This window comes from Pseudomonas sp. Sample_9 (assembly GCF_004307535.1).
GTDB lineage: Bacteria > Pseudomonadota > Gammaproteobacteria > Pseudomonadales > Pseudomonadaceae > Aquipseudomonas > Aquipseudomonas mercuritolerans.
In genome coordinates this window covers 8,643-29,802 of sequence record NZ_RAZO01000340.1, presented here as the reverse complement: position 1 = coordinate 29,802, position 21,160 = coordinate 8,643, and the positions used below count along the sequence as shown (strand labels likewise).

The 21,160-nt window shown below is 62.1% G+C and carries 22 protein-coding genes and 1 pseudogene; 14 read left to right on the top strand and 9 right to left on the bottom strand.

Features of this window, described 5'->3' with window-relative positions; all coding sequences use genetic code 11:
* Both amn and D6877_RS19820 read left to right on the top strand, forming a co-directional pair.
* Nucleotides 1-998: AMP nucleosidase (amn, locus tag D6877_RS19825; protein ID WP_130911851.1), on the top strand; the 998-nt coding region annotated here is incomplete at its 5' end.
* A gap of 72 nt (nucleotides 999-1,070) precedes the next feature.
* Entirely contained in the window at nucleotides 1,071-1,706 is a 636-nt protein-coding gene (locus D6877_RS19820) for a pseudouridine synthase (protein ID WP_071173683.1), read from the top strand.
* Here the strand turns inward: D6877_RS19820 and D6877_RS19815 are convergent.
* Together D6877_RS19815 and D6877_RS19810 are read right to left on the bottom strand one after the other, a co-directional pair.
* Entirely contained in the window at nucleotides 1,701-1,910 is a 210-nt protein-coding gene (locus tag D6877_RS19815) for a DUF2788 domain-containing protein (RefSeq protein ID WP_016773053.1), read from the bottom strand. The genes D6877_RS19820 and D6877_RS19815 overlap by 6 nt on opposite strands.
* A 169-nt stretch (nucleotides 1,911-2,079) precedes the next feature.
* The gene (locus D6877_RS19810) at nucleotides 2,080-2,559 is read right to left on the bottom strand and encodes an Lrp/AsnC family transcriptional regulator (protein ID WP_007909658.1); all 480 of its coding nucleotides are present in this window, start codon (nucleotides 2,557-2,559) and stop codon (nucleotides 2,080-2,082) included.
* A 451-nt stretch (nucleotides 2,560-3,010) separates the two neighbouring features.
* Here D6877_RS19810 and D6877_RS19805 point away from each other — a divergent pair, with 451 nt between their 5' ends.
* A complete protein-coding gene (locus D6877_RS19805) occupies nucleotides 3,011-3,946 on the top strand; it encodes a DUF6515 family protein (protein ID WP_130911850.1) in 936 nt (311 codons plus the stop codon).
* A 27-nt stretch (nucleotides 3,947-3,973) separates the two neighbouring features.
* On the opposite strand, the gene D6877_RS19800 is transcribed toward D6877_RS19805, so the two are convergent.
* Both D6877_RS19800 and D6877_RS19795 read right to left on the bottom strand, forming a co-directional pair.
* Nucleotides 3,974-4,882 carry a cation diffusion facilitator family transporter gene (locus D6877_RS19800; protein WP_130911849.1) on the bottom strand — a complete coding sequence of 303 codons (909 nt, stop codon included), beginning with the start codon at nucleotides 4,880-4,882 and terminating at the stop codon, nucleotides 3,974-3,976.
* Between the two features lie 13 nt (nucleotides 4,883-4,895).
* On the bottom strand, nucleotides 4,896-5,315 hold the full coding sequence (locus tag D6877_RS19795) for a hypothetical protein (protein WP_016773056.1): 420 nt from the start codon (nucleotides 5,313-5,315) through the stop codon (nucleotides 4,896-4,898).
* Between the two features lie 110 nt (nucleotides 5,316-5,425).
* Between D6877_RS19795 and hrpB the strand changes: the two genes are divergently transcribed.
* From hrpB to D6877_RS19780, 3 genes are all read left to right on the top strand, one after another.
* The gene (gene hrpB, locus D6877_RS19790; RefSeq protein WP_130911848.1) at nucleotides 5,426-7,945 is read left to right on the top strand and encodes an ATP-dependent helicase HrpB; all 2,520 of its coding nucleotides are present in this window, start codon (nucleotides 5,426-5,428) and stop codon (nucleotides 7,943-7,945) included.
* Between the two features lie 130 nt (nucleotides 7,946-8,075).
* Complete coding sequence (locus D6877_RS19785; protein WP_130911847.1) at nucleotides 8,076-8,648, top strand: hypothetical protein; 573 nt, start codon at nucleotides 8,076-8,078, stop codon at nucleotides 8,646-8,648.
* Between the two features lie 13 nt (nucleotides 8,649-8,661).
* Entirely contained in the window at nucleotides 8,662-9,087 is a 426-nt protein-coding gene (locus tag D6877_RS19780) for a hypothetical protein (RefSeq protein ID WP_130911846.1), read from the top strand.
* 11 nt (nucleotides 9,088-9,098) lie between these two features.
* Here D6877_RS19780 and D6877_RS19775 read toward each other — a convergent pair whose 3' ends face one another.
* Together D6877_RS19775 and D6877_RS19770 are read right to left on the bottom strand one after the other, a co-directional pair.
* Nucleotides 9,099-10,178, bottom strand: coding sequence for an endonuclease/exonuclease/phosphatase family protein (locus D6877_RS19775; RefSeq protein WP_130911845.1), 1,080 nt, complete (start codon nucleotides 10,176-10,178; stop codon nucleotides 9,099-9,101).
* Nucleotides 10,179-10,253: 75 nt separating this feature from the next.
* The gene (locus D6877_RS19770; protein WP_130911844.1) at nucleotides 10,254-10,928 is read right to left on the bottom strand and encodes a YciC family protein; all 675 of its coding nucleotides are present in this window, start codon (nucleotides 10,926-10,928) and stop codon (nucleotides 10,254-10,256) included.
* 177 nt (nucleotides 10,929-11,105) lie between these two features.
* Between D6877_RS19770 and D6877_RS19765 the strand changes: the two genes are divergently transcribed.
* The 5 genes from D6877_RS19765 to D6877_RS19745 all read left to right on the top strand — a co-directional run bounded on the left by D6877_RS19765 (nucleotide 11,106) and on the right by D6877_RS19745 (nucleotide 15,918).
* Nucleotides 11,106-11,867, top strand: a complete 762-nt coding sequence (locus D6877_RS19765) for a DUF2076 domain-containing protein (protein WP_130911843.1) — start codon at nucleotides 11,106-11,108, stop codon at nucleotides 11,865-11,867.
* A gap of 291 nt (nucleotides 11,868-12,158) precedes the next feature.
* On the top strand, nucleotides 12,159-12,638 hold the full coding sequence (locus D6877_RS19760) for an NYN domain-containing protein (RefSeq protein WP_016773064.1): 480 nt from the start codon (nucleotides 12,159-12,161) through the stop codon (nucleotides 12,636-12,638).
* A 35-nt stretch (nucleotides 12,639-12,673) separates the two neighbouring features.
* Nucleotides 12,674-13,279 (top strand): 3'-5' exonuclease, encoded by a 606-nt coding sequence (locus D6877_RS19755; RefSeq protein WP_095181881.1) that lies wholly within the window; start codon nucleotides 12,674-12,676, stop codon nucleotides 13,277-13,279.
* A gap of 310 nt (nucleotides 13,280-13,589) precedes the next feature.
* Nucleotides 13,590-14,525: a drug/metabolite exporter YedA gene (gene yedA, locus D6877_RS19750; protein ID WP_130911842.1), complete on the top strand. Its 936-nt coding sequence runs from the start codon at nucleotides 13,590-13,592 to the stop codon at nucleotides 14,523-14,525.
* Nucleotides 14,526-14,577: 52 nt separating this feature from the next.
* Entirely contained in the window at nucleotides 14,578-15,918 is a 1,341-nt protein-coding gene (locus tag D6877_RS19745; protein WP_130911841.1) for a DEAD/DEAH box helicase, read from the top strand.
* 146 nt (nucleotides 15,919-16,064) lie between these two features.
* Here the strand turns inward: D6877_RS19745 and D6877_RS19740 are convergent, their stop codons facing one another.
* Together D6877_RS19740 and D6877_RS19735 are read right to left on the bottom strand one after the other, a co-directional pair.
* The gene (locus D6877_RS19740; protein ID WP_130911840.1) at nucleotides 16,065-17,309 is read right to left on the bottom strand and encodes a TIGR03862 family flavoprotein; all 1,245 of its coding nucleotides are present in this window, start codon (nucleotides 17,307-17,309) and stop codon (nucleotides 16,065-16,067) included.
* Nucleotides 17,310-17,600: 291 nt separating this feature from the next.
* On the bottom strand, nucleotides 17,601-18,521 hold the full coding sequence (locus D6877_RS19735) for a histone deacetylase (protein WP_122603856.1): 921 nt from the start codon (nucleotides 18,519-18,521) through the stop codon (nucleotides 17,601-17,603).
* 82 nt (nucleotides 18,522-18,603) lie between these two features.
* Between D6877_RS19735 and D6877_RS19730 the strand changes: the two genes are divergently transcribed.
* The 3 genes from D6877_RS19730 to D6877_RS19720 all read left to right on the top strand — a co-directional run bounded on the left by D6877_RS19730 (nucleotide 18,604) and on the right by D6877_RS19720 (nucleotide 20,744).
* Nucleotides 18,604-19,173 (top strand): GNAT family N-acetyltransferase, encoded by a 570-nt coding sequence (locus tag D6877_RS19730; RefSeq protein ID WP_024014420.1) that lies wholly within the window; start codon nucleotides 18,604-18,606, stop codon nucleotides 19,171-19,173.
* 111 nt (nucleotides 19,174-19,284) lie between these two features.
* Nucleotides 19,285-20,154: an acyl-CoA thioesterase II gene (gene tesB / locus D6877_RS19725; protein WP_016773073.1), complete on the top strand. Its 870-nt coding sequence runs from the start codon at nucleotides 19,285-19,287 to the stop codon at nucleotides 20,152-20,154.
* A complete protein-coding gene (locus D6877_RS19720) occupies nucleotides 20,151-20,744 on the top strand; it encodes an HAD family hydrolase (RefSeq protein WP_056790576.1) in 594 nt (197 codons plus the stop codon). Before tesB ends, D6877_RS19720 begins: the two co-directional genes overlap by 4 nt.
* Nucleotides 20,745-20,877: 133 nt before the next feature.
* On the opposite strand, the pseudogene D6877_RS19715 reads toward D6877_RS19720, so the two are convergent.
* A pseudogene (locus D6877_RS19715) lies at nucleotides 20,878-21,160 on the bottom strand (alpha/beta hydrolase); the annotation flags it as partial.

Genomic DNA, 21,160 nt, shown 5'->3' with positions numbered 1-21,160 from the left:
ATGGCATTGCCGACGGTCTCTACGACTGGGAAAACACCGATCCGCTGCCACTGGCACTGTTCGACGCCGCGCGCGTGGATTTCTCGCTGCGCCGTCTGGTGCATTACACCGGCAGCGACTGGCGCCATGTGCAGCCGTGGATTCTGCTGACCAACTATCACCGCTACGTCGACCAGTTCATCGTTCATGGTCTGGAGCAGTTGCGCCGCGACCCGCGGTTCGTGCGCATGGTCCTGCCGGGCAACGTGATCATCGAGAAGAGCATGGACCACGGCGAAGCCTCGGCAATTGCCGCCGGTGTGGTCTGGCACCGTTACCAGATGCCCGCCTATCACCTGATCGCCAGCGATGGTCACGGCGTGACGCTGGTCAACATCGGTGTCGGCCCGTCCAACGCCAAGAACATCACCGATCACTTGGCCGTGCTGCGCCCGCATTGCTGGCTGATGATCGGCCATTGCGGCGGCCTGCGTCAGTCGCAGACCATCGGCGACTATGTGCTGGCGCACGCTTACATGCGTCGCGACGGCATTCTCGACCGCGTGGTGCCGCCGAATATCCCCATCCCGGCACTGGCCGAAGTGCAGCTTGCGCTTCAACAGGCAGCGGCGAATGTCACCGGCGAGAAGGGCGACGATCTGAAGAAACGCCTGCGCACCGGCACGGTTCTGACCTACGACGACCGTAACTGGGAGCTGCGCTGGGCGCAGGAACGGCCGCTGATCAACCTGTCCCGCGCGGTTGCGGTGGACATGGAAAGCGGCACGATTGCAGCGCAAGGTTATCGCCTGCGGGTGCCGTACGGCACGTTGCTCTGCGTTTCGGACAAGCCGCTGCACAGCGAAATCAAACTGCCGGGCTCGGCCAACGCCTTCTATGAGCGTGCGGTCAGCCAGCATTTGAAAATCGGCATCGAAGCGGTGGATCTGCTGCGTACCGAACTCAACTCGCTGCACTCGCGCAAACTGCGCAGCTTCGACGAGCCGCCGTTCCGTTAACGGTTAGTCGTGGTCATTTGGCGGTCGGGGCACTAGCATTGTCAGCCCTGATCGCTAAATGTTCTGTCTCTTATGTCCCGTCCCCCGCGTCCACCTTCCCGCCGTCCCGGCGTGAAGCCTCAGTCTTCTGCCCCGCGCCGTGTTGCCAAGGCACCACCGGCCGAGCCGAAACTGATCCTGTTCAACAAACCCTTCGATGTGCTGACGCAGTTCAGCGACGGTGAAGGGCGGGCGACACTCAAGGATTACATCGATGTGCCGGGGATTTACCCGGCCGGACGTCTGGATCGCGACAGCGAAGGTTTGTTGCTGCTGACCAACGACGGCCAGTTGCAGGCGCGCATCGCCGATCCGAAACACAAACTGGCGAAGACTTATTGGGTGCAGGTGGAGGGCGAGCCGACGGCCGAGCAGTTGCAGCGCCTGCGCGATGGCGTCGAGCTGAATGACGGCATGACCTTGCCTGCCGAGGCGCGGCAACTGGCTGAGCCGCAGTTGTGGCCGCGCAATCCGCCGGTACGCTTTCGCGCGACCATACCGACCTCGTGGCTGGAACTGGTGATTCGCGAAGGGCGCAACCGACAGGTGCGGCGCATGACGGCGGCGGTCGGATTGCCGACGTTGCGTCTGGTGCGGGTCAGGATTGGCGACTGGACGATTGAAGGGCTGGATCAGGGCCAGTGGCGGGAAGTGCCGGCGCGCTTATAAGGCGCCGGATTCGATCAGGCCGATCACCACACTCTTGATGATGAACGCGGCCACGCCCAGGCCCAGCACGAAAAACAGAATGAACGAGCCGAACCGCCCGGCCTTGGACTTCTTCGCCAGATCCCAGACGATGAAACCCATGAAAATGATCAGGATGCTGACCAGACCGGTCATCATCCACTCTTCGAACAGTGCTGGATCCATTGGCGATCTCCGGCGCGGACAGGGCTGAAAGGGCGGCGGCGAGTATACGCCAAGGGCGGATGGCGGGGCATTGATCTGCGTCGCCTGTGCCGGCCCCTTCGCGAGCAGGCTCGCTCCCACAGGTTGAAATGCATTCCCTGTGGGAGCGAGCCTGCTCGCGAAAGCGATATCAGCTACGCAAATGAGTCAGCGGCAGTTCGGTGCTGTTGAGCACCTGATTCAGCACAAAACTCGACCGCACGCTGGTGACCCCCTCGATCCGGGTCAGATGCCCCAGCAGCAATTTCTGGTAGTGATCCATATCCGGCACCACCACTTTCAACTGGTAGTCAGCATCCACCCCGGTCACCAGGCTGCACTCCAGCACTTGCGGCAATGTGCGGATCGCCGCTTCGAAATTCTCGAAACGTTCCGGCGTGTGCCGGTCCATGCCGATCAGCACATACGCGGTCAGGCTCAAGCCGAGCATCTTGCGATCGAGCAGGGCAACCTGGCGCGAGATATAGCCATCGTCTTCCAGCTGCTTGACCCGGCGCGAGCAGGGCGAGGGCGACAGACCGATGCGTTCGGCCAGTTCCTGGTTGGAGATACGGGCGTCGCGCTGCAATTCCGCCAAAATACTCAGGTCATACCGGTCGAGTTTGCTCATCAATCTGTCCTTGGTCGTAACTATTGCGGCGGATTATCTATCCAGGGTTAAAAATTGCGCAAGCAGTGTTTAATTGAGCAATTTTCGCAATCCTCTGTCGCGGCTTCAGGCCTATTCTTATCACCAGAATCACTGCTCGGTAACACAGTCCACGCGGCCCGCCCAATCAGGCCCGCCGCGGCCGCCACCCCCACCGGGGATGTGCCGGCCCCCGAGCTGCACACTGTCCAGAAGACGGGGTGAGGTGAGCCGACGTCAAAAGCGTCGAGCCAGGACGAAGTATCTCCAGAAGGGAGGCCGACGGGTCTCCCTTTTTTCTTGCCTGCGATTTCATGTTTGCGCCTCATTAAATAAGTCGCGTGACTGATAACCTGTTGCAGAACCCGGTGGGGCTGTTTCCAGTCTCAGCAACAAACCCTGCCAACGACAGGCTCCCGCAGTGAGGAAAAACATGAATTCGCGCATCTGGCGTCTGGCCGGTGTTGGTTTGCTCTGTGTGGGGGTCAGTGCGCAAGCGCTGGCCGATGAGCCGCAGAATCGCGGGCCGGGCAACGGGCCGCAGAACGACGGGATCATCCGTGGCGACAACAGCCGTCAGTTCGAGCACAACGGCCAGCCGCATAACAATGACGGTCAATGGCAGAACCGCAACCGTGCCGATGAGCGTCCGCAACCGCCTCGCCAGCCCGGTAATAACCTGCCGATCCAGCCGCGTCCCGACGCCGTGCACCAGACTCAGGAGCCGCGTCAGGGTTACTACCGCGACGAGCGCCCGCAGAACGGTTACCACAATCAACAGTGGCAGACGCAGCCGCGTCCCGATGACAACCGCTGGCCGGGACGGCCGAACGGTCATGGCAATGGCTGGGGGCCTGGCCCGCAATATCGTCCGGGCCATGTGATCGACCGTTTCCCGGATCGTGATTACCGCGTGCCGTATCGCGGTCAGGATTACTTCTATTCCGGCGGCTACTGGTATCGCCCGCAAGGCCCGCGCTACATCGTCGTGCAGCCACCGCGCGGGATCCGCATTCAATATCTGCCGGATTACGCCCGTGAAGTGTGGATCGGCGGCTCGCTGCTGTTCCTCGCCGCCGGCTCGTATTACGCCTATCAGGAGGCGACGCAGGATTACGTGGTGGTCGAGCCGCCGCTGCAGCAACCGTCGCAACCGCAAGCTCAGGGCTATGACGTCGAAGCCTACCCGGCCAACGGCCAGTCACCGCAGCAGGTGCAGCAGGACGGTTACCAGTGCTCTCAGTACGCGGTGCAGCAAAGCGGTTTCGACCCGCGCACCGCGACCTACCAACCGGCACCCGAAGTGGTTCAGGCCTATCGCCAGGCGCAGGGCAACTGCCTGAGCAGTCGCGGTTATCAGGTCAGATAGGGGCAGCTACAAGCTGCAAGCTGCAAGCTACGAGCTTGAAGCTAGAGGCTTGTCGCTTGTGGCTGTTTTTACAGGATCGGCGTGGACCAGTACCTCGGCTTTGGGATAAGCCTTGTGTATTGCCGCCGCTGCTTGATCGCTGATGCCATGGGCGACTGACAGGGTCAGTTCGCCCGGCAGTTCCAGGTGCAATTGCACGAACCAGTGGTTGCCCGAGATCCGCGTGCGCAGGTCATGCGCGCCGAGCACTCCCGGCACGCTGCAGGCCAGTTCGAGCATGTGCTGGCTGACATCGGTCGGCAGTTCCTCGTCCATCAGCACCGAAAAACTTTCCCGGGCGATCTGGATCGCGCTCCAGAAAATATACGCGGCGATGCCCAGGCCGAACCACGCGTCCAGTTGCGCAAAACCCATCCCGGCCAACACCAGCGCGATCAGGATGCTGCCGTTGAGCAGCAGGTCTGAACGGTAATGCAGCGAGTCGGCGCGTACGGCGTTGGAGCCGGTCTGCCTGATCACCCGGTGCTGCAACATCAACAGCGCGGCCGTCAGCAGCAGGGAAAACACGATCACACCGATGCTCAGCCACGGCGCGCCAAGCGGCTCTGGTTTCTGCAAGCGCTCGTAGGCCTGAAACGCGATCAGCACCGCGCTGCCACCGATGAACAATGCCTGCGCCATGCCCGCCAGCGATTCGGCTTTGCCGTGACCATAACGGTGATCGTCATCCGCCGGGCGCAAGGCGTAATGCACTGCCAGCAGATTGAGCAATGAAGTGACGCCATCCAGCGCCGAGTCGGTGAGGCCGGCGAGCATGCTCACCGATCCGCTGAGCCACCAGGCAATCGCCTTGGCGACGATCAGCGTGCACGCGACCGCCACCGAGGCGCGGGTCGCCAGCCGCAGCAGGCGGGCGTGTTCGGGGCTGGAGGTCATTGAACGTCCTTATTCAAGCGGCGGGTTGCAGGCCGAACATCGCCAGTTGCTGAGTGCTGCCCTTGTGCTGGATCAGGCGCGGATCATCCAGAGGAAAATCTCGGCCCAGCTCGCTCTCGAGAATCGCCTGCAACTTGTGATTGTCGACCTGTCCATCCGGGCCAATGGCTTGCTTGAGCTTGGCCGGATCGATCTGCGCGGTGTGGCCCGGTTCGAAATAGATCGCCCCGGTGGCGAAGTCGACGGCAAACGCGATCAGCCCGGGAATGATGTAGAACAGCAGGCCGACGGCATCGAGCACGGCAATCGCCGGGTCGATCTTGCCGTCGATCTGGCCACGCCGGTCCGGGTAGAAAATCGAACCGCACGCCGACAGTTGCGTGAGCAGAGTGGCAACCAGAACACCGCCGATCAGGCGAGAGGGTAAGCGCATGGAAATGTCTCCTGAGTCATCAAATAACGAAGCTTCGTCTTGTGAAGTTAAGACCCTGACGAACGCGTTGCAGTTCGCCGTTATACTCGCGCCTCTGTTTGGGAGCCAGCATGATTTCTTTGCCGATCGACGATGTTTTACCCGCCCTGCGTGAAGCCCTCGCGTCACGCCACGAAGCCGTGCTCGAAGCACCGCCCGGCGCCGGTAAAACCACCCGCGTGCCTTTGGCCTTGCTCAACGAAGCCTGGCTGGCCGGGCAGACCATCGTCATGCTCGAACCTCGGCGTCTGGCTGCGCGGGCGGCGGCGGAGCGTTTGGCCAGCGAGCTCGGCGAGCAGGTCGGTGAAACCGTCGGCTATCGCATCCGTCTCGACAGCAAGGTTGGCCCGAAGACGCGTATCGAAGTGGTCACCGAAGGCATTCTCACCCGGCGCTTGCAGGACGACCCGGCGCTGGACGGTGTGGGCCTGCTGATCTTCGACGAATTTCATGAACGCAGCCTCGACGCCGATCTGGCGTTGGCGCTAAGTCTGAACGGTCGCGAGCTGTTTCGCGCTGAACAGCCGCTGAAGATTCTGCTGATGTCGGCCACCCTCGAAGGCGAGCGTCTGGCCGGGTTGCTCGATGACGCGCCGATCCTGCGCAGCGAAGGGCGCATGTATCCGGTGACGATGCGCTGGGGCCGGCCGTTTCAGCCAGGCGAATACATCGACCAGCGCGTTACCCAAACTGTGCTCGAAGCGCTCCACGACGAGACCGGCAGCCTGCTGGTGTTCCTGCCGGGACAAGCGGAAATCCGTCGCGTGCACCAGCAATTGGCCGACGCCATCGGTGAGCGCAAGGACATCTTGCTGTGCCCGTTGCACGGCGAACTCGACCTCAATGCGCAACGCGCGGCAATCGATCCGGCGCCGCCCGGTCAGCGCAAAGTGGTGCTGGCAACCAACATCGCCGAGACCAGCCTGACCATCAACGGCGTGCGCGTGGTCATCGATGCCGGACTGGCGCGGGTGCCGCGCTTCGATCCAGGCAGCGGCATGACCCGCCTCGACACTCAACGCATCTCCAAGGCCAGCGCCACCCAGCGTGCCGGCCGCGCCGGGCGACTGGAGCCGGGCGTGTGCTATCGCCTGTGGTCGCAGGATCAGCACGAACAACTGGCGGCTTATGGCAGCGCGGAAATTCTTTCGGCGGATCTGGCCAGCCTCGATTTGCAACTGGGGCGCTGGGGCGTGACGCCGGGCGAACTGGTCTGGCTCGACATACCGCCAGCCGCCGCGTATGCCCAAGCGCAGGATCTGCTGCAACGGCTCGGCGCCTTGCACGGCGACACGCTGACGGCCCACGGCCAGGCCATGGCCGAACTGCCGGCGCATCCGCGCATCGCGCATTTGCTGTTGCGCGGTCAGGCATTGGGGCTGTCGGCGATGGCCTGTGATGTGGCGGCGCTGCTCGGCGAGCGCGATATCCTGCGCGGCGCTGGCGCGGATCTGCACAGCCGATTGGTTCTGCTTTCCGGCGAAGAACGTGCCGGTCGTGGCGCGCAGGGCGGGGTGCAACGCGCCCGGCAATTGGCTCGGCAGTATCGCGGTTACCTGCGCGGCAAGCCGAGCGAACCGGTAAACGATCCCGAGCATCCGCGCTGGCTCGGCGCCCTGCTGGCGCTGGCCTACCCGGATCGCGTCGCCCAGCAACGGCGTGCCGGTGGCGCCGAATACCGGTTGGCCAACGGTCGCGCGGCGCTGTTCGCTGAGGCCGATAGCCTGATGAAGCACGAGTGGATTGTTATTGCCGACCTCGGCAGCCGTCAGGGCCAGCGCGAAGAACGCATCTATCTGGCGGCGGATTTCGATCCGGCGCTGTTCGATTCGGTGCTCGCCGAGCAAGTGCGCAGCGTCGATCAACTCGATTGGGATGAACGCGAAGGCGTGCTGCGTGCCGAGCGCCAGCGCAAGGTCGGCGAGCTGATTCTGAGCCGCGAACCGTTGACCGGTCTGGATGAAAACGCGCGCAGTCAGGCGCTGGTCAATCTGGTGCGGCGCAAAGGTCTGGAGTTATTGCCGTGGACGCCGGAATTGCGCCAGTGGCAGGCGCGGGTGGCGCTGTTGCGCCAGCTCGATCTGAGCACGCAGGACGACAGCCAATGGCCGGATGTCAGCGATGCAGCGCTACTGGATACGCTGGAAGACTGGTTGATGCCGTATCTGGGCAAGGTCTCGCGGCTCAGCCATTTCGCCAACCTCGACCTGTCGAGCATCGTGCGTAATCTGCTGCCGTGGCCGCTGCCACAGAAACTCGACGAACTCGCGCCGCATCATTTGAGCGTGCCGTCAGGCTCATCGATTCGTCTGGATTACAGCGAACATCCGCCGATTCTCGCGGTGCGTTTGCAGGAGCTGTTTGGTCTGGCCGATACGCCACGGATCGCCGGCGGCCGGCAAGTGGTCAAGCTGCATCTGCTGTCGCCAGCGCGGCGGCCGGTGCAGGTCACGCAGGACCTGGCCAACTTCTGGCGCAGCACCTATGCCGAGGTGAAGAAGGATCTCAAGGGGCGTTATCCCAAGCATTATTGGCCGGACGATCCCTTGGTCGCCGAAGCCACGGCGCGGGCGAAACCACGCGGCACCTGACCCGCAATGGCTGCGCGCCATTAGCCCATCCGTGCTAATTGCCCTTGGTTGTTCCGGCTCGCAAAATCGCCGCCTGAACAATAACCAGCCTTGTTGCCTGGCAACTTGCGCCCAAGGAACGGAACTGCCCATGACCTCTTTCTTCAAGCTCAGGAAGTTGATCTTCTTGTCGGCTGCGCTATTGGCCGCCTCCAGTTCGGCCTTGGCCGAAGAGCCCAATCCGATTGGCGACTGGTGGATTATCTACGGCAACGGCGTGCCCCAGAAAAACATCATGTACGTTGCCGATGCGACGTCGGTAGTGCCTTCGCAGAAAACCAAAGGCGCAACCATGGTCGCGGTGACGCTGGTTTATGAAGAACCGGGCAAACCGATGATCGACGTCTACAACCTCGAAGCCCAATGCTCTACGGGCAAGGTGCGTTTCATCAATGGCCAGTCCATCGAGCGTCTGGCCTACACCATGCGGCATCTGAAAGTTGCCAACCAATGGCAGACCCCGAAAGAGTTCTGGGTCCAGCAAGCGCTGAAGTTTGCCTGTGCCCCTGGCAGTCGCGCCAAAAACGACATGGCCGCCGTCGGCAAGATGGAATACCTGCAAATGATCGAGATGCTGCAGCAGATGTTCTTCAAGCTCGCGCCGATCCAGCAAAAGAGCCAGATGATGGACAACATCGACAGCCTGCTCGAACTCAAGAAATAAGCCGAGGCATCCAATGACTACCACACGTTTATGGCTGGCAACCCTGCTGGCGGGATTGCTCTTGAGCGGCTGTTCCACAATCGCGCAAAGCCGCTGGGAAGGTCGCGATATGCAGGAAGCACTGGACCTGTTCGGCACGCCCGACGCGATGGCAAAGGAAACCGGCCCGAACGGCGAACCCTTGGCCGTACTGACCTGGCACAAGTCCGCGAGCTGGACCTCTACCGAAGCAGCCGGCACTTCGATGACCCATACCGGCAATGGCATGGTCTACACCGAGCACTACCAACAGGTCGGCAATAGTTCTACCTGCAAGTTGCAGGCGAAGATCAATCAACAGAAGAAGATCGCCCAGTTCCTGATCGAAGACGGGCGAATACTGCACGGAAAGTGCGCTAACGTTCGCTATGTTCCGGGCTACGTTCCGCCCGGCTTATAAGGGCAGAGCGCTCAGGGTGCAGCGGGCAGCAGGAACCGCGCAATCACCGGCAAGTGATCGGAAATGCGCAAGGTATCGTCCTGCCGCACCTGCGCTTGCACGCGTTTGAGCTTCGGGCTGTAGAACAGATAATCGACCGTGCGATCCGGGCCGTTGAGGCCGGGGTCGTTGGGGTAATGGGTCAGCCATTTGGCCCGGTCGATACCTCCGGCTTCGTTGTTGGTCGGGATCATCGGGTACTTGTCCCACAGCAGATGCAGTTCGCTGTCAGCAGAGTAGGGCGTGCGGCGCTCGACGGGCAGGCGCCGGTACTGGCCCAGCGGCAACAGATTGAAATCACCACCGATCAGCCACGGCAGGCCCTGGCTTTCATACTTGTCGAGCACTTTGGCCACGGCAGCCACTTGCGCCTGCACATTGCCGTCCGCCTGGCTGGCGCGCTGCAGATGAGTGTTGAACACGGTCAATTGACCGCCATCGCTGAGCGGCAATTTGACTGCCAGCAAAGCGTCTTTGGGCTGGAACTGGCGGCTGATGAAGTTGCTCGGTGCGACGGGCAGTTGCAGGCGTTCGGCGTGTTCGATGCGATAGCGGCTCAACGTGGCCAACTGGCGGCCGACGCTGCCGTAGATGTGGGGCTCGGGGACGAAATCGGCTTTCCAGTCGAACGCGCTGGTGCTGCATGGATACAGATCGGCGACGCGTTCCTGCAACAGTTTGAGCTGGTTCTGGTAATCGCTGGCCTTGGCGCCGTCGTCGAGCTCCTGCAACAGCACCACATCGGGTTGTTCGTCACGGATCACCCGCGCTACTTCGTCGAGGCTGAAGGCCATGTCTTCAGCGGTCGGCGCTTCATCGTCGCCTTCGGCCAGATCATTCCAGAACACGTAGCGCTTGCCAGCGAGGAACTGCACGTTCCAGGTCATGACTTTGAGCGCTTGCCCGGGCACCAGTGTCGGCGCCGTGGTGCCGCAACTGACCGGCAGGGTTTCGCGGGCATCGGGGCGCCAGGTCAGGCTGAACAGCAGCACGCCGAACAGGACGACGGCGAGGACAACGAGCAACAGGGTGTAGCGCAGCAGACGGGTCATGGCTCGGCTTATAGCGTTACAGAAAGTGGCCCCGAGCATACCTGACGGCAGCGGCGAAGCCCAAGCACGGCGCGGTCAGACTGCGCCGTTACGTTTGTCAGGCAATTCGCTGATCAGCATGAACAGGCGGAACAGCACCACGCTGGTGAACAGTTGCAGGAAGCTGTGGGCGCTGTCGATCAGCCCGGCAATCAGCGGATTCTGCGGCTCGGGGTACGCCGCCAGCGTCGCGCCCTTGAGCAGCCACAACGGGGTCATCACGCAGAGAATGCACAGCAGAATGCGCCAGAAGTGCCCGCGCGTCAGGCGCAGACTTTCCTTCATCGCCTGCAACGGCCCGAGGCCGCGCAGCACCAGCAAGTATTCGGCGAAGGCGAGCATGACCATCAGCATCAGCCCCGGCAGGAAGTACAGCGACAGGCCCAGCAGAATCAGCAAGGTATTGAGCGCGGTGAGCACCGCGAAGCGCGGCCACAGGGTTGCGGCCATCGCCAGCAGGTCACGGTTGCGCGGCGACTCGCCACGGCTGCGCGCATCGAGAAACAGGATCAGCGCGGCGGTGTACAGCGGATACACCAGCAGGCCGACGATGATGCTTACCCCGGCAAAAGTGTCAGGCCCGGTGGCGTGATCGACCGCCTGCTGCAAGAAAGCTTCGACAATCACCAGCGGCAGGCACAACTGCACGATGCTGCCCAGATGGCGTTTGAAAAAATACAAAGAGTCGCGCAGTACTTCGAGGGCATTCATCAGTCGGTATCGCAGGTCGAAAACAGTGGCTCACTTTAACCGATGCAACGCGGGGCGACACAAACGTAAACATTCGGTAAAGGCCATTGAAACGTTTTGTCACTGTCTCCATTACAGGAGAGCACCGCACCCGGAGTGGGCGCGGGCACGTTATTACCGGCAATCTACGAGGTCGCCATGAACAGCGAAGAGCAAACCCTGATCGATGGACTGTTTTCCCGGCTGCAACAGGCCGAAACGGAGGCAGCCCCGCGCGACGCCCAGGCTGAGGCGCGGATCAAGGAACACCTGACGCGCCAACCGGCGGCAGGCTATTTCATGACCCAGGCGATTCTGGTGCAAGAGGCCGCGCTGAAAAGCCTCGACGAGCAGAACAAGCAACTGACCCAGCAAGTCCAGCGCCTGCAGGCCGAACTGCAATCGGCCAAGGCCCAGAGCGGCGCGCCAGCGGCGAGCGGCGGCGGTGGCTTCCTGTCGAGTATCTTTGGCGGCGGCAATTCACGTCCGGCGCCGAGCCAGAGCGCAGCGCCATCGTCCACCGGCGGCTGGCGTGAACCGGCGCCGCAGCAGAGCTACCAGGCTCCGGCACCGCAACAGAACTTCGCCGCCGCGCCGCCCAACTATGCGCAGCAGGCAGCCCCGGCGGCGGGTAACAGCTTTCTCGGCGGCGCGCTGAAAACCGCTGCGGGCGTGGCCGGTGGTGTGATGTTGGCGCAGGGCATCAGCAGCCTGTTCCACCACAATCAGCAACCGGAAGAAATCGTCGAGGTCATCAAGGAAGAACCGACGCAGGTCGCCGACCAGAGCAACAACGGCTGGGGCGATGATCAGCGCGTGGCGGACAACGGCTTCTCTGGCAATGACCAGGGCGGTTTAAGCGACGCCGATTACAGCAGCGACAATTCGTCGTTCTTCGATGACGACGACTCCTTTGTCTGACATAGCCTTTGAAGACTGACATAGCCTCTGAAGGCTGACATGTACACTGTGGCGAGGGGATTTATCCCCGTTGGGCTGCGCAGCAGCCCCGCTTTTCCTGATTGGAGCGAGGACTGCTGCGCAGCCCATCGGGGATGAATCCCCTCGCCACACTCACCACTCGTCAGCAGCACCTTTGCGCCTGTGGCCGATTATTCGCGGAACCCTCCTTCGGGCTGGCATACTGAGCGCCTTTTTCGGGCCTGATCGCCTGACCCCGCTTCGTGCGCTTGCACGCTCACAGGAACTCCGGTGAAAAAAATCGCAGTGTTCGCCGATGTGCAGAACCTCTACTACACCGTGCGTCAGGCCTATGGTTGCCACTTCAACTACGCCGCATTGTGGGCCGACATCAGCAAGAACGGGCAGATCGTCGAGGCTTACGCCTACGCGATCGACCGTGGCGACAGCAAGCAGCAGCAGTTCCAGCAGATCCTGCGCAACCTCGGTTTCACCGTGAAGCTCAAGCCCTACATCCAGCGCAGCGACGGCTCGGCCAAGGGCGACTGGGATGTCGGCATTACCCTGGACATCATGGACGCCGCCGACCATGTCGACGAAGTGGTGCTGGCCTCCGGTGACGGCGATTTCGACATGCTGCTCGAACGCATCATCAACAAGCACGGCGTGCAAGCGGTGGCCTACGGCGTCCCCGGCCTGACCGCCAACTCGCTGATCCGCGCCGCCAGCCGCTACGTGCCGATCGAAGGCGCGCTGCTGTTAAAGAATTAAGCTCAAGAACTGATCTGTACGGAGTTGAACCCGGTTTGGAACGCATTGCAGTCATCGACTTTGAAACCACCGGCCTGTCGCCGAACAGCAGCTGCCGCGCCACGGAAATCGCCGTGGTCATGCTGGAAAACGGCCGCATCGTCGAGCGTTACCAGAGCCTGATGAACGCCGGCGTGCGCGTCCCCGCGTTCATCGAGCAACTGACCGGCATCAGCAACGCCATGCTGCGCACCGCGCCGCCGGCCGAGCGGGTGATGGAAGAGGTCAACGAATTCGTCGGCTGCACGCCATTGCTCGCACACAACGCCTCGTTCGACCAGAAATTCTGGGATTTCGAACTGGGCCGGATCAAGCGCACACGCCTGCAGAATTTCGCCTGTTCACTGCTGCTGGCGCGGCGCCTGATGCCGGCGGCGCCGAATCACAAGCTCGGCACGCTCACCACGTTCGCGCAGCTGCCGCATACCGGCCAGGCTCACCGGGCCATGGCTGATGCGGAGATGGCGGCCAATCTGATGGCGCATCTGGCTGAAGAGCTGCGGGGCAAACATGGAGTGCGCGAGTTGAATCACGACCTATTGTGCAAATTGCAGAAAGTCCCTGCCGCAAAAGTGGGCGAGCATTTGCAGCGTTATCGCTGATCTCGGGCACTCCGACTGATCGTTCCCACGCTCTGCGTGGGAATTAAGCCCGGGACGCTCCGCGTCCCTTTCAAAGCCGAACGCAGAGCGTCCGTTGAGGCATTCCCACGCGGAGCGTGGGAACGATCCAAGATGGATGTCTGCTGATACACCGCCTTCGCGAGCAAGCTCGCTCCCACAAGGACCTTGTCGGTCTCTGCTGCTTTCATGCAAAAGTGTACCGGCGCGAAAAACAGGTTTTGTAACTTATTTTTGCGTAGCGGCCTTTCTAGAATGACCGGTCCACGAAAATCTGACTGTCGAGCTGCCCATGCCTGCCTTGCGCCGTTTTTCCCTGCCGTTGATCGCCGCGTTTTTTGCGCTGTATGTGATTTGGGGATCGACCTATCTGGTGATTCGCATCGGTGTCGAATACTGGCCGCCGCTGTTACTGGCCGGGGTGCGCTTCGTCATTGCCGGCAGCTTGATGTATGCCTGGCTGCGCTGGCGCGGGGCTGCGGCGCCGACCTGGGCGCAGTGGAAAGCGGCGGGGCTGGTCGGCATTCTGCTGCTCAGTTTTGGTAACGGCGCGGTGAGCGTCGCCGAGCACACCGGCGTGGCGTCAGGTGTCGCTGCGCTGGCGGTGGCGACGGTGCCGCTGTTCACCTTGTTGTTCGGCTACTTCTGGGGTGCGCGCAATACGCGGCTGGAGTGGGCCGGTGTGGCGTTGGGGATTATTGGCATCGCCATGCTCAACATGGGTTCCAACCTGCAATCGAGCCCGCTCGGCGCGATGTTGCTGATCTTCGCGGCGGCGAGCTGGGCGTTCGGCTCGGTGTGGAGCAAATACCTGCCATTGCCGGCGGGGGCCATGGCCAGCGCGGTGGAAATGCTCGTCGGCGGCGTGGTCTTGCTGATCGGCAGTGCGCTGAGTGGCGAGCACCTGCAAGCCATGCCGCCGCTCGAAGGGTGGCTGGCGCTGGCCTATCTGATTTTCTTTGGCTCGATCATCGCCTTCAATTCCTACATGTATCTGCTCAAACATGTGCGCCCGGCGGCAGCGACCAGTTATGCCTACGTCAACCCGGCGGTGGCGGTGTTGCTCGGCGTGGTGTTTGTCGGCGAGACCATCGGCATCGAAGAAGCGCTGGCGATGCTGGTGATCATCAGCGCGGTGCTGCTGATCAGCCTGCCGCAGTGGCGTCGACCTGCGCAGCCACCCGTGGAAGAGGCGAAAGCCGTTCCGACGGAAGCGCGTACGAATTAGGGTAAACTGCGCGGCATTGCATCCCCGCGTCATTTTTTCCTACGGTACTCCCATGACTTTCGCCTCCCTTGGCCTGATCGAACCCTTGCTGCGCTCCCTTGAGACGCTCGGCTACCAGACCCCGACGCCGGTGCAGGCGCAAGCCATTCCGGCGGTGCTGGCCGGTCGCGACCTGATGGCAGCGGCCCAGACCGGCACCGGTAAAACGGCCGGTTTCGCCTTGCCGCTGTTGCAGTTGCTGGCCATGGAAGGGCCGAAAGTCACCGCCAACTCGGCGCGTGCGCTGATTCTGGTGCCGACCCGCGAGCTGGCCGAGCAGGTCCACGAAGCCGTGCGCCAGTACGCGGAAAACCTGCCGCTGCGTACTTACGCGGTGTATGGCGGCGTCAGCATCAACCCGCAGATGATGAAGCTGCGCGGCGGCGTCGATGTGCTGGTCGCCACGCCCGGTCGCTTGATCGACCTGTTCCGTCAGAACGCGCTGAAACTCGATCAGCTGCAAACGCTGGTGCTGGATGAAGCCGACCGTATGCTCGACCTGGGCTTCTCTGAAGAACTGGCGAACATTTACCGCATGCTGCCGAAAAAGCGCCAGACCCTGCTGTTCTCCGCGACCTTCTCCGATGACATCCGCCTGCTTGCCGGGCAGATGCTCAATGATCCGCTGAGCATCGAAGTCAGCCCGCGCAACGTCGCTGCCAACACGGTCAAGCAGTGGATCGTCACCGTCGACAAGAAGCGCAAGGCCGAACTGTTCGTGCACCTGATGCGCAAGAACAAGTGGAAGCAGGTGCTGGTGTTCGCCAAGACCCGCAACGGCGTCGATGCGCTGGTGGAAAAACTTCAGGGCCTCGGTGTGAATGCTGACGGCATCCATGGCGACAAACCGCAGGCCACGCGCCAGCGCGCGCTGGACCGTTTCAAGCTCAGTGAAGTGCAGATTCTGGTGGCGACCGACGTTGCCGCCCGAGGTCTGGACATCGAAGACTTGCCGCTGGTGGTCAACTTCGATCTGCCGATCGTCGCCGAGGATTACATTCACCGCATCGGCCGCACTGGTCGCGCGGGTGCCACCGGTGAGGCGATTTCGCTGGTGTGTGCCGATGAAGTGAACATGCTCTCGGCCATCGAAATGCTGACGCGGCAGACGTTAAAGCGCCAGAACGAGCCGGATTTCGAACCCGAGCACCGCGTGCCGGACACCGACGCCAGCGGTCAGGTGATCAAGAAGCCGAAAAAACCGAAGAAGCCGAAAGCATCGGGCGGTGGCGGTGGTAAACGCAATCTGGGCAAGTGGGTCGACAGCGGCGAGACCTCGGCACCGGAGCCATCGATCAAACCGGTGCGCAAGGTGCCGGTGTTTAACACTGGACCGCGTAAGCGTAAGCCGTGATTTGATGAGGCGTTTGTAGGGACGTCTTCGCGAGCAGGCTCGCTCCCACATTGGGAATGCGTTTCCCTGGAGCTGCGGAACGCTGCGATCTTTTGATGTTGGTTTTAAAGATCAAAAGATCGCAGCCTCGTTTCACTCGTCAGCTCCTACAGGATTCTGTGCTTAAGCCACTGCACGATTCCCAGCCCTGCTGCGCGCCCGCTGGCGAAACACCCGGTCAGCAAGTAGCCGCCCGTCGGCGCTTCCCAGTCGAGCATCTCGCCCGCACAAAATACCCCCGGCAGCGCCTTCAGCATCAAGCGCTCATCCATCGCCTCGAATCTCACGCCACCAGCACTGCTGATCGCCTCGTCCAGCGGACGGGTTTTCACCAGAGTCAGCGGCAACGCTTTGATCGCTCGCGCCAACAGCGCCGGATCGGCGAAGGTTTCGGCATCGGTCAGCTCGCGCAACAATGCTGCCTTAACCCCATCAATCCCCACCTGACTGTGCAGATGCTTGGCCATTGAGCGCGAGCCACGTGGTTTGCTCAGCGCTGCCTGTAATTTATCCACAGGCCGGCCGGGCAGCAGGTCGATGTGGATAACCGCTGCGCCGTAGCGATTGATTTCTTCGCGTATCGGCGCCGACAGGGCGTAGATCAGGCTGCCTTCAATGCCGGTCGCGGTGATCACGCATTCGCCCAGACGCGGGATATCGTCGTTTAACCCGATGGCGATGTTTTTCAGCGGCGCGCCGGCGAATTTGCTCACCATCAGCTCGCTCCAGGTTTGCACCTCGAAGCCGCAATTGCTTGGCTGCAACGGCGCCAGATCCACGCCGCGCTGCTCCAGCGGCAACATCCACGCGCCATCCGAGCCCAGGCGCGACCAACTGCCGCCGCCGAGGGCGAGCAGGGTGGCGTCGGGGTTTGCGCTGATTTCGCCTTCCGGGCTGGCGATGCGCAGTGCACCGCTTGCGTCCCAGCCGAGCCAGCGATGGCGGGTGTGGATAACCACGCCGCTGTCGCGCAGGCGCTTGAGCCAGGCGCGCAACAGTGGGGCGGCTTTCATGTCGGTGGGGAACACGCGGCCGGAGCTGCCGATGAAGGTTTCGATACCCAGATCGTGAATCCACTGGCACAAGGCATCGGCATCGAACGCGCGCAGCAGCGGGGCGATCTGCGCTGCGCGCTCAGCGTAGCGGGAGAGGAATGCCGGGTAGGCTTCGGAATGGGTGATGTTCATGCCGCCGACCCCGGCCAGCAGGAACTTGCGCCCGACCGAGGGCATGCCGTCGTACACGTCGACGCGGACCCCGGCCTGGCTCAGCACTTCGGCGGCCATCAGGCCGGCGGGGCCACCGCCAATGATGGCGACGTGGGTGTTGGCGAGGGCGGAATTCTGGGTCATGGGCGTGCGCTGCGGTATGGCGGGACAAGGCGCGCATTCTAACAGCGCTGAACCCTGTGGGAGACCCCATGTGGGAGCGAGCCTGCTCGCGAACGCGGTCTGTCAGTCAATTAGATGTTGTGTGTGCTGAACCTTTCGCGAGCAGGCTCGCTCCCACAGGGGCTGCGGTGTATTTCGAGTCTGGTTAAAAAATAAACAGCGCGCTGTACGCCATGCCCAGCATGGCCTGCAGTCCCTTTCGCGCAGGTTATCCACAGCCAGTTCCACAGCGATTGTGGGGCGCAGCACGGTTCAATGACAGCCGTGTGAATCCCAGACCCGTTGCGCGCTGTGATGGAGGATGCCGTGGCGGCGGGCGAGGGCGTGTCGATCCTTGCTGTAGCCGCCGCCGATAACCCCGACCACCGGGATGTCGCGGCCCAGGCAATGGCGCATCACCCGTTCATCGCGCTCGGCCACCCCGGCGTCGGTCAGTTGCAGATAACCGAGGGCATCGTCCTTGTGCACATCGACGCCAGCGTCGTAGAGCACCAGATCCGGTTGATACAGCGGCAGCAGGTAATTGAGCGTGTCATCGACCACCTGCAGATAGTCGGCATCGCCCATGCCTTTGGGCAGCGGAATGTCCCAGTCACTTTCGGCTTTGCGCGCAGGAAAATTCTTCTCGCAGTGCAGGGAAACGGTAATCGCCTCCGGCGTGTCATGCAGAATCCGCGCGGTGCCGTCGCCCTGATGCACGTCGCAGTCGAAGATCAGCACGCGATTGACCCGGCCGCTCTGCAACAGGTACTGGCTGATGATCGCCAGGTCATTGAAGATGCAGAATCCGGCGGGGTAATCGTAGTGAGCGTGATGGGTGCCGCCGGCCAGATGACAGGCCAGGCCATGCTCCAGGGCTTTCTCTGCCGCCAGGATCGAACCGCCCACTGCGCGTACGGTGCGCCGCGCCAGCGCTTCATTCCACGGCAGGCCGAGGCGCCGTTGGTCTTCGCGGGACAACTCGCCGCTCATGTAGCGTTCGATATAGCTGCGGTCATGGGCGAGGGCGAGGATGTCGTTGGGGCAGATCTGCGGGCGCAGCAGGTCGGCGTCGCGGGTCAGGCCGCTGTCGACCAGGTGATCGCGCAGCAGCCGGAACTTGTCCATGGGAAAGCGGTGATCCGCGGGAAACTCGGGGCTGTAGTCTTCGTGATAGATCAACGGCAAGGGCATGGCTTGTTTCGCGCAGAACCAGGGAAAGAATGAACGATCCTACCAGCGATGTAGACTCAACGGCATGGAAATGGAGGGGACGATGGAGCCGATACTGGAGCTGCAAAGCGCGCGTTTGTTGATGCGTCAGTGGCAGGACGAGGATTTGCCGGCATTCGCCGCGATGTGCGCCGATCCACAGGTGATGCGCTACTTTCCGGCGCCGCTGACCCGGCTCGAAAGCGCCGCATTGATCGGCCGCGTGCGCGGACATTTTGCCGAGCACGGCTTTGGCCTGTGGGCGCTGGAGCGCAAGGACACGGGCGAGTTCATCGGTTTCACCGGGTTGGGCGTGGTCGGCTTCGATGCGCCGTTTACCCCGGCGGTGGAGATCGGCTGGCGTCTGGCCAAGGAACACTGGGGCCTGGGTTACGCCAGCGAAGCGGCGTGGACCGCACTGCGCGCGGGTTTCGACCAGTTGAAACTGGAGGAAATCGTCTCGTTTACCGCCGGGCAGAATGCGCAGTCGGAGAAGGTCATGCAGGCGATCGGCATGCATCACGATCCACAGGATGATTTCGATCACCCCAAGCTTGCGCTCGATCACCCGTTGCGCCGTCATGTTCTGTATCGCATCAGCCGCGAACAATGGCTGCAAACCTTGCATGAATAAGCCGACACGGACGTTTACAATGGCCGCCATCGTATTTGGCCCGTGCCAGAACCTGAATCGTCCGCCGCGGCCAAGACTGCGCGGCCATTGCTTTGTGTGAGGAGAATCTGAATGAGCCAAGTGCTGGAAGATCTGGTCGATCTGCTGACCCTGGAACCGATCGAAGAAAACCTGTTCCGTGGTCGCAGCCAGGATCTGGGGTTCCGCCAGTTGTTCGGCGGTCAGGTGCTCGGCCAGTCGCTGTCGGCGGCTAGTCAGACGGTGGAAGAGGCGCGCCATGTGCACTCGTTGCATGGTTATTTCCTGCGCCCGGGCGATGCCAAGTTGCCGGTGGTCTATTCGGTTGATCGCGTGCGTGATGGCGGCAGTTTCAGCACCCGCCGCGTGACGGCGATCCAGAAGGGCCACCCGATCTTCACGTGCAGCGCTTCGTTCCAGTACGACGAAAAAGGCTTCGAGCATCAGGGCCAGATGCCGGCGGTGGTCGGCCCGGAAAACCTGCCCTCGGAGCTGGAACTGATCCAGCAGCGTGCGCACCTGATTCCCGAGCACATGCGTGAAAAACTGCTGTGCCCGAAACCGATCGAAGTACGCCCGGTTACCGAAAAGGATCCGTACAACCCGCAACCGGCTGATCCGATCAAATATGTGTGGTTCCGCGCCGACGGCGCCTTGGCCGACATCCCGGCGCTGCACAAATACCTGCTGGCGTACGCCTCGGATTTCGGCCTGCTGACCACTTCGATGCTGCCCCACGGCAAGTCGGTCTGGCAGAAGGACATGCAGGTCGCCAGCCTCGATCACGCGCTGTGGTTCCACAACGACCTGCGCGCCGATGACTGGTTGCTCTACGCGATGGACAGCCCGTGGGCCGGCAACTCCCGTGGTTTTTCCCGTGGCAGCGTGTTCAACCGGGCCGGGCAACTGGTCGCTTCGGTGACTCAGGAAGGCCTGATCCGCCATCGCAAGGACTGGGCATGAGCCTGACCGAGGTTCGTCATTGGGTGTTCGACATGGACGGCACGCTGACTGTCGCCGTGCATGATTTCGCGGCGATTCGCGTGGCACTGGCGATTCCGCCCGAGGACGACATCCTCACCCATCTCGCCGCATTGCCAGCGGATGAAGCGGCGGCCAAGCATGCCTGGTTGCTCGAGCATGAACGCGATCTGGCGTTGGGCTCGACCCCGGCCACCGGCGCGGTGGAGCTGGTGCGCGACCTGCATGCGCGCGGTTATCGCCTCGGCATTCTCACGCGCAATGCGCGGGAGCTGGCACACGTGACGCTGGAGGCAATCGGGTTGGCCGACTGCTTTGCGGTCGAGGATGTGCTGGGCCGCGACGAAGCACCGCCAAAACCGCATCCCGGCGGTTTGCTGAAACTGGCCGAAGCCTGGCAAGTGCCGGCCAGTGACATGGTGATGGTCGGCGATTACCGCTTTGATCTGGATTGCGGCCGAGCAGCGGGGGCGCGGACGGTGTTGGTGAATCTGCCGGATAACCCGTGGCCGGAGTTGACGGATTGGCATGCGAAGGATTGTGTTGAGTTGCGGCGGATGCTGCAGGCCTGAGATCGTTGTTGTCTGATTGGACGCCTTCGCGAGCAGGCTCGCTCCCACAGGGGAATGCATTCCAACTGTGGCATTTATTCCAAATGTGGGAGCGAGCCTGCTCGCGAAGGGGCCGGTGGATTCAGCAAAAAACTCACTGATCGAACAACGCCTTCTGCCCCTCCGCCGACGTCAACATCCCATCGCCGTCATGCCCGACCCCCGGCACTTCAATCAGCCGTTGATTGACCCCCTCGGGATGGCGACGCAGCAAATAACCGAAATACAGCTTCCCGCGCATCAAGCGGTAAGCCCCTTGCGCCTCGGCCGCGCAGCTCTTGTCCAGCGCCGGATGTTCCGGGTCGACGTCCTGCTGGCCGAGCAGATAAATCACCTCGCGTTTGACGTAAGCGCTCTCGACCTGCAACGGCGTTTGC